The sequence below is a fragment of the Amycolatopsis bullii genome (assembly GCF_014654205.1).
Taxonomy (GTDB): Bacteria; Actinomycetota; Actinomycetes; order Mycobacteriales; family Pseudonocardiaceae; genus Amycolatopsis; species Amycolatopsis plumensis.
On the sequence record NZ_BNAW01000009.1, the window covers coordinates 1 to 13,905 of the forward strand.

At 71.0% G+C, this 13,905-nt stretch carries 11 protein-coding genes; 4 read left to right on the top strand and 7 right to left on the bottom strand.

The genetic code is table 11. From position 1 onward, the window contains the following. Nucleotides 1-474 precede the first annotated feature (474 nt). From IE317_RS13635 to IE317_RS13650, 4 genes are all read right to left on the bottom strand, one after another. Nucleotides 475-1,515: a 3-isopropylmalate dehydrogenase gene (locus tag IE317_RS13635; protein ID WP_191309904.1), complete on the bottom strand. Its 1,041-nt coding sequence runs from the start codon at nt 1,513-1,515 to the stop codon at nt 475-477. A gap of 228 nt (nt 1,516-1,743) precedes the next feature. Further along, nucleotides 1,744-5,121 (bottom strand): S8 family peptidase, encoded by a 3,378-nt coding sequence (locus IE317_RS13640; protein ID WP_191309906.1) that lies wholly within the window; start codon nt 5,119-5,121, stop codon nt 1,744-1,746. 229 nt (nt 5,122-5,350) lie between these two features. Next, nucleotides 5,351-6,949, bottom strand: coding sequence for a phosphoglycerate dehydrogenase (gene serA / locus IE317_RS13645; RefSeq protein WP_191309907.1), 1,599 nt, complete (start codon nt 6,947-6,949; stop codon nt 5,351-5,353). A 125-nt stretch (nt 6,950-7,074) separates the two neighbouring features. Continuing rightward, nucleotides 7,075-7,638 (bottom strand): TetR/AcrR family transcriptional regulator, encoded by a 564-nt coding sequence (locus IE317_RS13650; protein WP_191309909.1) that lies wholly within the window; start codon nt 7,636-7,638, stop codon nt 7,075-7,077. Nucleotides 7,639-7,728: 90 nt separating this feature from the next. On the opposite strand from IE317_RS13650, the gene IE317_RS13655 reads away from it, so the two are divergent. From IE317_RS13655 to IE317_RS13670, 4 genes are all read left to right on the top strand, one after another. Further along, a complete protein-coding gene (locus IE317_RS13655) occupies nt 7,729-8,628 on the top strand; it encodes a TIGR03620 family F420-dependent LLM class oxidoreductase (protein ID WP_191309910.1) in 900 nt (299 codons plus the stop codon). Beyond that, a complete protein-coding gene (locus IE317_RS13660; RefSeq protein WP_191309912.1) occupies nt 8,625-9,449 on the top strand; it encodes a TIGR03620 family F420-dependent LLM class oxidoreductase in 825 nt (274 codons plus the stop codon). The genes IE317_RS13655 and IE317_RS13660 overlap by 4 nt, the downstream gene beginning before the upstream one ends. A 299-nt stretch (nt 9,450-9,748) precedes the next feature. Next, nucleotides 9,749-11,065 carry an ankyrin repeat domain-containing protein gene (locus IE317_RS13665; protein ID WP_191309914.1) on the top strand — a complete coding sequence of 439 codons (1,317 nt, stop codon included), beginning with the start codon at nt 9,749-9,751 and terminating at the stop codon, nt 11,063-11,065. Between the two features lie 70 nt (nt 11,066-11,135). After that, nucleotides 11,136-11,999, top strand: a complete 864-nt coding sequence (locus IE317_RS13670; RefSeq protein ID WP_191309916.1) for a nuclear transport factor 2 family protein — start codon at nt 11,136-11,138, stop codon at nt 11,997-11,999. On the opposite strand, the gene IE317_RS13675 is transcribed toward IE317_RS13670, so the two are convergent. The 3 genes from IE317_RS13675 to ilvN all read right to left on the bottom strand — a co-directional run bounded on the left by IE317_RS13675 (nt 11,996) and on the right by ilvN (nt 13,905). Continuing rightward, a complete protein-coding gene (locus tag IE317_RS13675) occupies nt 11,996-12,274 on the bottom strand; it encodes a DUF397 domain-containing protein (protein ID WP_191309918.1) in 279 nt (92 codons plus the stop codon). The genes IE317_RS13670 and IE317_RS13675 overlap by 4 nt on opposite strands. Before the next feature lie 79 nt (nt 12,275-12,353). Beyond that, nucleotides 12,354-13,367 (bottom strand): ketol-acid reductoisomerase, encoded by a 1,014-nt coding sequence (gene ilvC / locus IE317_RS13680; RefSeq protein ID WP_191309919.1) that lies wholly within the window; start codon nt 13,365-13,367, stop codon nt 12,354-12,356. A gap of 31 nt (nt 13,368-13,398) precedes the next feature. Next, on the bottom strand, nt 13,399-13,905 hold the full coding sequence (ilvN, locus tag IE317_RS13685; RefSeq protein WP_003080760.1) for an acetolactate synthase small subunit: 507 nt from the start codon (nt 13,903-13,905) through the stop codon (nt 13,399-13,401).

Genomic DNA, 13,905 nt, shown 5'->3' on the forward strand with positions numbered 1-13,905 from the left:
GCCGGCAGCACCGCGTCAAGGCGGGAAAGCGTGCCTTGACCCGGCGCCACCGGCCGTGTTCTGGCTTCGGATCGGGGTGCAGGGAGGGGGCTGGGTGGGGTGCGGGTTGGGGCGTCAGCGTCTCGTTCACGTCGATGAGGCGCATTTTGAAGGCCCCGCTCGTAACCAGACAGGCCCCACCGCTCCCTGGGGGCTGACCCCGGTCCAGTCTATCGGCCGGCTCTGACAAAACCGCCCGGAAAGCCGTTCGGCCGCCCGCTTGTCCACAGCGCGGCGATCTTGTGGACAAGCGGCCGGCGGCAAGGTCACGAACGATTATTCGAGACATCGGAGGTCGCGAATGACTCATTCGGGACCCCCGGGTGTCCTGAATGAGTCATACACGACCTCCAACCTCCAACCGAGCCGACCCGCCCCGATCCCAGAGCACGAAAAAGCCCCGCACCCCAAGGCGCGGGGCTTCCCCGAAAAGAATCAACCGGCAGTGCGCACGTTCGACGAAACCAGCGCCGCCAGCCGGTCCCCGATCGCCTGCGTTGCCCCCGGCGAAGCCTGGTCCCGCGTCGCCAGGTCGAACGCCACCGACGCCTCGATCCGCCGCGCCGCCTCCTTCTGGCCCAGGTGGTCCAGCAGCAGCGCCACCGACAGCACCGCCGCCGTCGGGTCGGCCAGGCCCTGTCCCGCGATGTCCGGCGCCGAACCGTGCACCGGCTCGAACATGCTCGGGTTGCGGCGGGTCATGTCGAGGTTGCCGCTGGCCGCCAGGCCGATGCCGCCGGTCACCGCGGCCGCGAGGTCGGTGATGATGTCGCCGAACAGGTTGTCCGTCACGATCACGTCGAACCGCGACGGGTCGGTGACCAGGTGGATGGTCGCCGCGTCCACATGGGAGTACGCGACCGTCACCTCAGGGTGCTCCAGCGAAACCTCTTCGACGATCCGCGACCACAGCGAACCGGCGAACGAGAGCACGTTCGTCTTGTGCACCAGCGTCAGGTGCTTGCGCGGGCGGGCCTCGGCGCGGTTGAACGCGTCCGCGACCACGCGCCGGACACCGAACGCGGTGTTGACGCTGACCTCGGTCGCGATCTCGTGCTCGGTGTCCTTGCGGATCAGGCCACCCGTGCCCGCGTACGGGCCTTCGGTGCCTTCGCGCACGACGACCATGTCGACGTCGCCGGCGTCGGCCAGCGGTCCCCGGACACCCGGGTACAGCCGCGCCGGGCGCAGGTTGACGTGGTGGTCCATCTCGAACCGCAGGCGCAGCAGCAGGCCGCGCTCGAGGATGCCGCTCGGCACCGTCGGGTCGCCGACCGCGCCCAGCAGGATCGCGTCGTGCTGGCGGAGCTCGCCGAGGACCGACTCCGGGAGCAGCTCACCGGTCGAGTGCCATCGCGCCGCGCCGAGGTCGTAGTTCGTGATCTCCGCCGTCGGTACTACCTCGCCGAGCACCTTCAGCGCCTCGGAGACCACCTCGGGCCCGATCCCGTCTCCTGGGATCACCGCGAGCCGCATCCACACACCTCCGTCGACCGGACCACCGGCCGCACCGATGGCCCACCGCAACAAAACGCCAGCAGCCGGAAGGTTACCGGCCGTAGACAAACCGCCGTAGCCGCACCACCCTTATGTCGCATCCTCCCACGGGGTGAGACACCCAATCGGGTGAATACAAACGGGGCGCCCCCGGCGGAAATCCGCCGGAGACGCCCCTGGTCCTGCACAAATCGATCTTGCCGGGGACTAGCGGTGACCAGCCCCGATCGGCTGACGCTCGTTCCCCGGCCGGGCGCCCTGCGCCGCGTCCACCTTGACCACGTTCGCCCGGTTGCCCGCGGCGTTGTGGTGTTCGATGGCCAGCAGCCCGAGGGCGTTGTCGGCCGCGGCTGACGCCGCGTTCCGCGTCACGACCAGCGCCGTGCCCGGCTTCGCGACGTAGCCCAGCGCGGCGTCGCCGCCGCCCTGCACCGTGTAGCCCGGCGCGAGCGCGTCGAACGAAAGCGGCGTGCCGACGTAGTCGATCAGCCCGTTCGTGGTGCCCGGCGCGACGTAAAAACCGCTCACGCCCACCGTGTAGGAGATGCGGTGGGAGTCGGCGTTCGCGTCGATGCCCAGCGCGGCCAGGGAAACCGGCAGCGTGAGCACGTTCGTGTCGAACACGTTGGTGTCGACGTCGCCGAGCTGGCCGTTGACCGCCTGGACGTCCACGGTCGGGAAGCCCGGCTTCAGCGCGACCGTGTTGGCCAGGAGGACGTCGGTCGACGTCGCCTTGGTCACGTAGGTCTCGAAGTCCGGCTGCCCGTCCCCGGTCGTGTCGATGTCGACGAACGGCGAGGTATTGCTGCCGATGTTCGCCCAGTCACCCCAGGTGGACAAGCCGAACGCGAGGATCGCGTTCTCCGGCTCGCCCTGGGCCTTCGCCAGCGGAGCGGTCGACGCCGCGCCGATGTAGCGGAGATCGCCGCCCTTGGCCGTGTTGTTCAGCGTGCAGTCGGTGACCACGTCCGCGTCGCACTCGGGCAGCTGCGGGGACTCCGCCTGCAGCTCGAGCACGCTGATCAGCGAGCGGTACCGCTGCGCGCCACTGCCCTGGTCGACACCCTTGCCGGTCAGGTTCAGCACGGCCTGCGTAGCGTCCGGAGCGAACTTCACCGACGGCGGCGTCGAAATCGTCGACACCGGCTTCGGCGCGGAGTAGACCGAGACCCGCAGCGGCACCTTGGCCCCGCTGACCGGCGTGAAGGCGACGCGCCCGGAGGCGTCCGCGACGAACTGCCGGGCCAGGCCGGCCTGGGTGGCGGCCATGGTCGGGTCCATGACCTTGCGCAGCGCCTTGGCGTCGGTGATCTTCAGCGTCACCTTCACCTTGGCCGTGCCGCGCGGGGTCAGCTTGACCGACGGCTTGTCCACTGTGTACTCGACACCCGACAGCGCGTTGACCGCCTGGTAGGCCACCGAGTACTCGGCGGGCGTGACGCCCTTGTTGACCAGCTTGACGGTCTTCGACAGCGTCACCGGACCGGCCGCCTCGACCGTGCCGAAGCTGACGCTGACCGCGCCCGGGTCGTCGACGACGTAGGCGAGCACCTGGTTGTCCAGCGCCGCCTTCGCGTCGATCCGGCCGCTGCCGACGCGCTGCGGCGCGTAGGTGTGGCCCGCACCGTCGGAGACGTCGTGGCCGGCGGTGTCGATGACCGACGCCTTGACCTCCTCGACCGACCAGTCGGGGTGCGACTGGCGGACCAGCGCGGTGATGCCCGCGGTGTGCGGGGCGGCCATCGACGTGCCGCTCAGCACCGTGCGGCCGTTGCCGCTGCCGCGGAAGGCCGAGGTGATCGTGTCACCCGGCGCGGCGACGTCCGGCTTGACGGCCGGCCCGCGGGTGCCGCGCGAGGTGAACGAGCTCGGGGTGTCGACGATCGTCTTGTCGTAGGTCTGGATCGAGGCGCGGCCGGCGCCGTAGAGCCGGACCTGCAGCGTGCCCGCGGTCAGCGCCGCGCGCAGCGTCTTCGTGGCGGACCCGGTGAACTGGAACATCGGGATCGCGGCGTTGCCCGCGATGCCCGCGCTGAAGTGCTCCAAAGTGGACGAAAGCAGCGCGCCCTTCGCCCCGGCGGCCTGCGCGTTGTTGGCGCGGGCGGCCGAACCGCAGGCGCGGGTCGCGTCGTTGTCGTCCCACTCCAGGAAGACGAACTTGCCGGCCGCCTTCGCCTTGTCCTCGGCGGAGTACGGCGCGCAGCCCGCGGCGTTCGCCGCCGAGAGGGCCACGACCGGCGCGGTGACGTCCAGCGTGTCGTAGCCGGTGTAGTTCTGGCTGTACTGGCCGGTCTTCTGGCCCGCGGCGGTCGTCGGGGCCTTGACCTCGGCGGCGTCGCGCAGGATGCCGGCGTCGCGGGTGCTGGCGACGGTGAGCGCTTCGGGGGTGTTGCCCGGAGAGCCGGCGATGTCGTTGATGTCGCCGCCGTTGCCCGCGGAGATCACCGGGAGCACGTTGTTCGCGGCGAGCTTGCGCACGAACAGCGAGTCCGGGTCGTCCGGCGCGCCGAAGTCGGAGCCGAGCGAGAGGTTGACGATGTCGAGGTGGTCGGTGAAGTCGCCGTCGCCGTCGGGGTCGAGCGCCCAGTCCAGCGCCTGCGAGGTGACGTTCGTCGAGCCGGTGCAGCCGAACACCTTGATCGCGTAGAGCAGCGACTTCGGGGCCGTGCCCGGGCCGATCTGCATCGCGTCGACCTTCTTGGCGTCCAGCTTCTTGTAGTCGCCCTTGAACGTCTTGCCGTCGGCGGTGACGCCGAAGCCGCCGATGGTGCCGGCGACGTGCGTGCCGTGCTCACCGCAGGCGAGCGGGTTCGGGTCCGGCTTCGGGGTGGTCTTGCCGGCCGTGGCGGCGTCGTAGTCGTCGCCGACGAGGTCGGTGCCGCCGACGACCTTGGCGCTCGGGAAGAGCGGGGTCGGCTTGGTGGGATCGACGCTCTTGTAGGCGGCCTGCGTGCCGGGGCCGCCGAAGTCGGCGTGGGTGTAGTCGATGCCGTCGTCGATGACGCCGACGCGGACGCCGTCGCCGAACTTGCCGGTCTGCTGCCAGGCGGTGAGCGTGTTGGTCAGCTGCTCGGCGCTGGCGTTGGTGCGGGTCTTCGGCACGACCGTGCGCACGGCGACGACGTCGGCCCGCTTCGCGACCTCGCGCAGCTTCGCGGCGTCGGCGGTGACGACCACGCCGGGAACGGCGTTGGCGGTCTGGGTGACGACCTGCGGCTTGGCGTCGGCCGCGCGCAGCTGGCCGACGACGGCGTCCACGGCCGCCGCGGTGTCGGCCTTGGCCGCCTTGGCGGCCCGCTTGGCCTGCTCCTTGCCCTGCGGCTGCGCGTCGGCGAACGCGTCGACGGCCGGCTTCTTGGCCAGCTCGACGAACGCGGTGACCCGGCCCTGCGCGGCCCCCAGGCGCGGCGACAGCTTCCCCTGCAGCTTCGCGTCGTCGATCTTGGCGGGTGCGACGCCTTCCGCGAGCTGCGCGCCCTGTGCCGGATCAGGACTGGCGCTCGCGACCGGCGCCCCGAGCGCGGCCGCCAGAACGACGGCGAAGGCCGCCGTCGTGGCGCGCGCGGGGAGGCGGGATCTGCTCATGAGTCGGCCCCTTACTCGAGGTCTGGACCCGAACCTGCCTGCCGCTCCTGACACCCCCGACGGTGAAGCGCGGCGCAGCGCCGTCCCTCGACGACGCGTGGTTCAACCTCGCGCAGAGAACCTAATCCCCCAAAACACCTACTTAGGTAGGCAAAGGACTCCGTTATGTAGTTGTGATTGCGCACGAAGACCCCCTGCCGGGTGACAGGGGGTCCTCGAAAGTGTTACGTCAGTTGAAGTCCACCGCGCGGATCGTGTGCGCCCCGACCGAAGCGCCGATCGGCTCCAGCAGGTGCGCGTCGATGTGGCGGTCGACGCGCAGCAGCATCACCGCGTCCGAGCCGTCGGTGGTCTGGCTGATCTGCGCGGCCTCGATGTTGATGCCGGCCTCGCCGAGCAGCGTCCCGACGCGGCCCATCACGCCCGGGCGGTCCGGGTACTCGACCAGCAGCACGGTGCCCTCGGCGCGCAGGTCGAAGCCGCGGCCGTTGACCTCGACCAGCTTCTCGACCTCGTCCAGGCCGGTCACCGAACCGGACACGGTGAGCACCGAGCCGTCCGCGTGCACCGCGCGCACCGTGACCAGGCTGCGGAACTTGGGGCTCTCCGGCTCGGTCTCCAGCTCGACCTGCACGCCCAGCTTCTCCGCCAGCTGCGGCGCGTTGACGAAGGTGACCTGGTCCTCGACCACGCCGGTGAAGACCCCGCGCAGCGCCGCCAGCTGCAGCACACCGGTGTCCTCGTTCGAGATCTCGCCCTTGACCTGCACGGTCACCGACGTCGGCGACGTCGGGTTGAGCGCCGTCAGCAGCTGGCCGAGCTTCTGGACCAGCGACAGGTACGGGCGGACGTGCTCGCCGACCGCACCGCCGCCGGTGACGTTCACCGCGTCCGGCACGAAGTCGCCGCGCAGGGCCAGCAGCACCGACTTCGCGACGTCGGTGCCCGCGCGGTCCTGCGCCTCGGCCGTGGAGGCGCCCAGGTGCGGCGTCACGACGACGTTCTCCAGCTCGAACAGCGGGCTGGACGTGGTCGGCTCGGTGACGAAGACGTCGACGCCGGCGCCGCCGACGTGGCCCGAGCGCAGCGCGTCGGCCAGGTCTTCCTCGACGATCAGCCCGCCGCGGGCGGCGTTGACGATGATGACGCCCGGCTTGGTCTTCTTCAGCGCCTCGGCGTCGATGAGGCCCTTGGTCTCCGGGGTCTTCGGCAGGTGGATGGAGATGGCGTCGGCGCGGCTCAGCAGCTCGTCGAGGGTGACGAGCTCGATGCCCAGTTGCGCGGCGCGGGCGGCCGAGACGTAGGGGTCGTAGGCGATGAGCTTCGTGTCGAAGGCGGCCAGGCGCTGGGCGAACAGCTGACCGATCTTGCCGAGGCCGACCACACCGATGGTCTTGCCCTGGAGCTCGACGCCGGAGAACGAGCTGCGCTTCCACTCGCCGCCGCGGAGGCTCTGGTCGGCGGCCGGGACCCGGCGCGCGACCGCCAGCAGCAGGGCGACGGCGTGCTCGGCGGCGGAGACGATGTTCGACGTCGGCGCGTTGACGACCAGGACGCCGCGCTCGGTCGCGGCGGGCACCTCGACGTTGTCGAGGCCGACGCCGGCGCGGGCGACGACCTTGAGCTGCGTGGTGGCCGCGAAGACCTCGGCGTTCACCTGGGTGGCGGAGCGGACCAGGAGCGCGTCGGCGCTCTTCACCGCCTCGAGCAGCGCGGACCGGTCCGTGCCGTCGACGTGCCGGACCTCCACCTCGTCACCGAAGACACTCAGCACGGAGGGGGCGAGCTTCTCCGCGATGAGGACGACGGGTTTATTGGGCTTGCTCACGATGCGGCTCCCACTATCTGGTCATTTCCAGGACGCTCTGTGTCGACAAACGGTCTCAGCACGTCGTTGTGCCCCGGTCGAGCGGGAGTTTAACCCGCGCGCCGGACCTGTGGCGTCGTCCGGTGTTAACTTGCCCGCAATCCCTCGAAAACAAGAGCCAGCAGCCGCTGCATGCCCCCTTCGCCGGGCAGGTGCCCGCCCGCCCAGGATGCCGCGTGCAGCAACAGAAGCAGCTCGTGCGCCGTGACGTCCTCGCGGAGTTCGCCCGCGCGCTTCGCTCGTTCCACCAGTTGGGAACCGACCTCGCGCATGGCGTGGCAAGACTCGTACAACCGGGACGATTCGTCGTTCAGCGCATCGGCGGTGAGTTCGACCAGGCCGCGGAAGGTGCCGGTGGCGTCCCCGAGCCCGGCGAGCCACGAGTGCAGGGCGTTCAGCGGCTCGGGGTGGGTGAGCAGGGTGCGGGCCCGCTCGGCCTGGACGTCGAACCGGGCGCGCAGCAGCGTCTCGAGCAGCGCGTCCCGGGTCGGGAAGTGCCGGTAGAGGGTGCCGATGCCGACGCCGGCGCGGCGCGCGATGTCTTCCAGTGACGCCTCGACGCCGTGCTCGGCGAAGGCGCGCTGCGCCTCTTCGAGGAGGCGTTCGTAGTTGCGGCGGGCGTCCGCGCGCATCGGCTTCACATCGGTCATCGCCTCTCCGACTTTACCGGGTAGCCAATCGGAGGCTGCCTCCGTATATTAACCGGAGGCAGCCTCAGCTTACTGGAGGGAGTTTCGAGGATGACCTTGATCGAAGACACGCGGGCGCGGCTCGGCGCGGTCGGCGCCTGGTTGCCGAGCGCGCCGCTGGCCCCGCCACCGGACGTCGAGCGCGCGGCGACGCGCCGGCTCGCCGAGGCCGGTTACCGCTCGGTCTGGAGCGGCGAAGGACCCGGCACGCGGGAGGTGTTCGCCCACTTCGGCGACCTGCTGGCCACCGTGCCGGACGTCGTGCTCGGCAGCGGTATCGCGAACCTGTGGGCCCGGCGCGGGACGACCGCGTACAAGGGCGCGGCGACGCTGGCCCGGTCCCACCCGGGCCGGTTCGTGTTCGGCATCGGCGCCGGGCACGCGGTCCAGGCGGCGAAGCTCGGCGAGGACTACCGGCCGCTCGACCGGATGCGGTCCTATCTGTCCGAAATGGACGATGCGGCGGCGGAAAACCCGTCCTCGGTCACGTTTCCGCGCGTGCTGGCCGCCGTCGGACCGAAGATGCTGGCGCTCGCCCGCGACCACGCGGACGGCGCGCACCCGTTCGCCCAGCCGGTCTCGCACACGGCATACGCCCGCGAAATCCTCGGGCCGGGCAAGCTGCTGATCCCGCAGCAGACCGTGCTGGTGGGCAGCCGCGAGGACGCTCGCGAAAGCGTGCGGCGCCGGGTGGCGCAGGCGCGCGAGCACTCCGTCACCGTCTACCTCGCGGGCTGGAAACGGCTCGGCTACACCGACGCCGACATCGCCGGGCCGAGCGACCGGTTCGTCGACGACCTCGTCCTGTGGGGCGAGCCGGCGACCATCGCGAAACGCCTCGGCGAGGTGCTCGACGCGGGCGCGGACCACGTGCTGCTGACCCCGGCGGCCCCGTCGTTCGAGTCCACTGTGGAAACCCTGCTCGACCTGGCTGCGGTGGTGACCCGATGAGCGTCGGGATCTGGCGGTTCTTCGACGGCGCCCCGATTGGTGTGGTGCGCGAGACGGCCGCCGAGGTGGAGGAGCTCGGCTTCGACGCGATCTGGTTCGGCGAGTACGCCGGCCGGGACGCGTTCACGCAGGCGGGCCTGGTCCTGGCGGCGACGTCCCGGCTGACCGTCGCCACCGGGATCGCGCGGTTCGACCGCCGCGCCCCGATCGCGGCGGAGGCGGCGACCCGCGCGCTCGGCGAGGCCTACCCGGGCCGGTTCGTCGCGGGCTTCGGCGGCCACCTGCCCGGCGCGCGGCCGGTTCCGGCCATGCGCGCGTACCTCGACGGGATGGACGAGGCCGCGTTGCCGGCCTTGCCACCGCCGTCGCCACGGCCCCGGCGGCTGATCGCCGCGCTCGGTCCGCGGGTGCTCGACCTGGCGGCCGAGCGGGCGGACGGCGCGCACCCGTACTTCGTCCCGCCGGAACACACCGCGGTCGCGCGGGAGCGGCTCGGACCGGGCAAGTACCTGGCGGTCGAGCAGACGGTGATCCTCGACGCCTCGCCGGAGGCCGCCCGCGAAGCGGCCCGGGAGCACGTGGGCCTGTACGTCCGGCAGGCGCCGCACCACCAGGCCAACCTGCGCCGCCTCGGCTTCACCGACGCCGACCTGGCCGACGGCGGCAGCGACCGCCTGGTCGACGCCATCGTGGCGACCGGCGAGGAGACGGCCGCGGCCCGGATCCGAGCCCACCTCGACGCGGGCGCCGACCACGTCTGCGTCCAGGTCCTGGCCCGCACCCCCAAGTCCTACAGCCTCCTGGCCGACCTCCGCCCGTGACGAACGGGGCATCACGCGTGTCCCGGCGGGCATCACCGGTGATGGGGCGGGCATCACCGCGATGCCCGCCCAATCACGCATGATGCCCCGGCAAGCACGCGTGATGCCCCTTCAAGCACGGGTGATTCCGCTGGGAACACGCGAGATCCGGGTTCCGGGGTAGGGTGGCGGGGCGCGGTGCGGGCCGCGTCCCGTCCGCGGAAAGGGCCGAGCCCACCCCCGCTTCACCGCACCACCAGCTCCGCACCTTCTTCCTGCCCGGTGCCGGCGGACCACGGGCGACGAGGGAAGGAGGCACCATGGGCACGTTGCCCGCGAAACCGAGCCTGGACCAGCTGCGCAAGCGCGCGAAGGACCTCGCGCGCGCCGAAGGCGTCAAACTCGCCGAAGCGCAGTTCCGCATCGCGAGGGACCACGGGTTCCCGAGCTGGCCGAAGCTGCAGGCCTACGTCCGGCGCGTCACCGAGCACGGGAACACCCTGCAGCACCCGTACCACCAGGACGTCGGCTACTACGCCGAACGCGCGCTCGGGCTGCTCGCCTCGGCCGAGGACGACACGCCCGGCGCGAAAGAGCCGTTCGACCGCTGGGGCCAGCCCCTCACCCGCGACGGCGCCCGCGCGGTCGTCGCGCGCGAGCACGGTTTCGGTTCCTGGAAAGCACTCCGCGACCACGTGAAGTCTCTTGTGGACAGTGGCGAGCCGTTCGCGCGCGCGTACCGGGCGATCGAGGCCCGGGATCCCGAGCAGCTCGAAACGCTGCTCGGCGAGTTCCCCGGACTCGTCGACGCGCGCGGCACCAACGGCAACGACCTGCTCGGCATGGCCGGCGCCACGCACGACGAACGGCTCACCCGGGTCCTCCTCGACCACGGCGCCGACCCGGCCCGCGGCAACGTCCACGGCTGGACACCCCTGCACCAGGCGGCCTACAGCAACCTGCCGCGCCTGCTCGACCTGCTCCTGCGGCACGGCGCCCCCGTCGACGTCCCGGCCCGCGGCGACGGCGGCACTCCCCTGGTCGTCGCCTTGTTCTGGGGCCACCGCGAAGCCGCGGAAACCCTGGCCGCGCACAGCCGCGCGCCGGGCAACCTGCGCGTCGCGGCCGGCCTCGGCGACATCGAGGCCGTCGACGACCTCCTGACGTCGGGCCGCGGCGGCGCCCACCGCGGTTTTTACCGCCCCCACAGCGGTTTCCCGGCCTGGCAGCCGACCGACGACCCCGCCGAAGTCCGGAACGAAGCCCTCGCCTGGGCGGCCCGCAACGACCGCACCGAAGCCCTGCGCACCCTGGTCGCCCGCGGCGCCGACGTGGACGCGGACGTCTACCGCGGCACCGCGCTGGCCTGGGCGGCGGCGCAGGGCAAGCTCGCCGCCGTCCGGACGCTGCTCGACCTCGGCGCCGACGTGAACTTGCGTGGCACGTTCGGCGGCCCGAACCACGGCGAGGGCGTCACGGCCCTGCACCTGGCCGCGCAGTCCGGCCATCTCGACGTCATGCGCACCCTCCTCGAAAACGGCGCCGACCCCACGGCGCGGGACGCGATCTTCGACGGCACGCCGCAGACGTGGGCGGAGGTGTGCGGGCAGCCGGCCGCGCGGGACCTGCTCCAGTAGACAACCGGAGTATGTAGTCCGTATCTTCAGAGACGGACTACAGACTCCGTTTTGCCCCTGGGAGGATCGCATGAACTCACCCCGCGACGTCTTCACCGCGTTGTCCGACGGCATCAGCGAAGGACGCTTCAGCGAGCTGTCCGCGCTCTACGCCGAGGACACCGTCGTCGAGCACCCGCAGGCGGTCCCGCGGCCGACCCGCCTGGTCGGCCGCGACGCGGTCCACGAGCGGTTCGCCGGGGTTCTGGCCGGGGCGCTGCGGCTCAAGCGCAAGAACGTCGTCGTCCACGAGACGACGGACCCGGAAGTGATCGTCGCCGAATACGACTACGACGCCGAATCCGTGGAAACCGGCCGGACGATCACGACGGCCAACATCCAGGTGCTGCGCGTCCGCGACGGCCTCATCGTCCACTCCCGCGACTACCACGACTACCTGCGGCTGGCCGTCATCCGCGACGGCGTCGACCAGCTCGTCAAGGCGTACGAGCAGGCGCCGCCGTGCGAACTGTCCCCGGTGACGCCGGAGAGCGGGAACACGGCGTTCGAGCGGCTCGTGCACGGCGTCGCCGGCGGCCGCTGGGACGAGCTGCCGGAGCTGTACGCGGAGGAAACCCACGTCACGCACCCGTTCCTGCCGGGCTCCGAAGTGGTGCGCACGCGCGAGGAGCTGCGGGCGCACTTCGCCGCGGGCAAGGCGATGAACCCCCAGTTCGCCGTCGCGGACCTGGTCACCTACCACGGCACCGACCCGGAGGTGCTGATCGGCGAGTTCGCCTACCAGGGCGAGTACGGCGGGAAGCCGGTCCGGATCGCGAACATCTTCGCCATGCGGATCTCGGGCGGCCTGGTCGTCGAATCCCGCGACTACGGCGACCACCTGGGCATCGCCGGCGACCTCGGCCGGATCCCCGAGCTGGTGGCGAAGCTCTAAGCGTCGGCGAGGTCCTCGGGCAGGTCGAACTCGCCGTCGCGGACGCCCTTGACGAACGCGTCCCACTCCCCCGGCGTGAAGACGAGGATCACCCCGTCCGGCTTCGCGGACTGCCGCATCGCCGTGTAGGTGACGCCGTCGGTGTGCTCGATGAAGGCGTACTCGACGCAGTCGTCGAGGGTGACGCCTTCGGGCTCGGCCCGGATCCACTCGGCCTTCGTGAAGTCGAGGTGGTGCCGGATGTGCGCCTTGTCGTCGACCGGCTGCTCACTCATGTCACCAGCGTAGCGACCCGGGCACCGAACGCACTGAAGGGGACGCCCGCGGCGGGCGTCCCCTTCGAGTGGGCTGGAATCAGGCGGTTTCGGTGATCGGCCGGTCCACCCACGACATCAGGTCGCGCAGCTTCTTGCCGGTCGCCTCGATCGGGTGCTGGTTGCCCTGCTCCTCGAGCTTGGTGAAGTTCGGCCGCCCGGCCTCGTCCTCGGCGACCCATTCGCGGGCGAACGTGCCGTCCTGGATCTCGCCGAGGATCTTCTTCATCTCTTCCTTGACCGCCGGCGAGATGACGCGCGGGCCGCGGGTCAGGTCGCCGTACTCGGCGGTGTCGGAGATCGAGTAGCGCTGGCGCGCGATGCCGCCCTCGTACATGAGGTCGACGATCAGCTTCAGCTCGTGCAGCACCTCGAAGTAGGCGATCTCCGGGGCGTAGCCGGCCTCGGTGAGCACCTCGAAACCGGTCTGCACCAGCGCGGACGCGCCACCGCAGAGCACGGCCTGCTCGCCGAAGAGGTCGGTCTCGGTCTCCTCGGTGAACGTCGTCTTGATGACGCCGGCGCGGGCGCCACCGATGGCGGCCGCGTAGGAGAGCGCGAGCGCCTGGGCGTTGCCGGAGGCGTCCTGCTCGACGGCGATGAGCGCCGGGACGCCCTTGCCGTCGACGAACTGGCGGCGGACCAGGTGGCCCGGGCCCTTCGGGGCGACCATCGCGACGTCGACGTTGGCCGGCGGCTTGATCAGGTCGTAGCGGATGTTGAAGCCGTGCCCGAAGAAGAGCGCGTCGCCGTCCTTGAGGTTCGGGGCGATGTCCTGCTCGTAGATGAAGCGCTGCTTGGTGTCGGGCGCCAGGATCATGATCAGGTCGGCCTCGGCCGACGCCTCGGCCGGGGTGAGCACGCGCAGGCCCTGCTCCTCGGCCTTCGCCCGCGACTTGGACCCCTCGGGCAGGCCGATGCGGACGTCGACGCCGGAGTCGCGCAGGCTCAGCGAGTGGGCGTGGCCCTGGCTGCCGTAGCCGATGACAGCGACCTTGCGCCCCTGGATGATCGAGAGGTCGGCGTCGTCGTCGTAGAAGATTTCCACTGCCATGGGGGTACTGCTTCCTTTCCTGACTTACGTCTTAACGCGGTGATGTAGCGGTGATCGAACGGGCGCCGCGACCCACCGCGACCATGCCGGACTGCACGAGTTCGCGGATGCCATACGGCTCCAGCATCCGCAGCAGGGCGCCGATCTTGTCCGACGTCCCGGTCGCCTCGACGGTGAGCGCCTCCGGGGACACGTCCACCACCTTCGCACGGAAGAGCTGGACGGTTTCGAGGACCTGGCTGCGCACGGTGTTGTCGGCGCGCACCTTCACCAGCAGCAGTTCGCGCTGCACGGCGGTCGACTGCTCCAGCTCGACGATCTTGATCACGTTGACCAGCTTGTTGAGCTGCTTCGTCACCTGTTCGAGCGGTAGCTCTTCCACGGCGACCACGATCGTCATGCGGGACACCTCGGGGTTTTCCGTGGGCCCGACGGCGAGGGACTCGATATTGAACCCGCGGCGGGAGAACAGGCCCGAGACGCGCGCGAGCACACCCGGCTTGTTCTCGACCAGGACACTCAGCGTGTGGACGCTCAT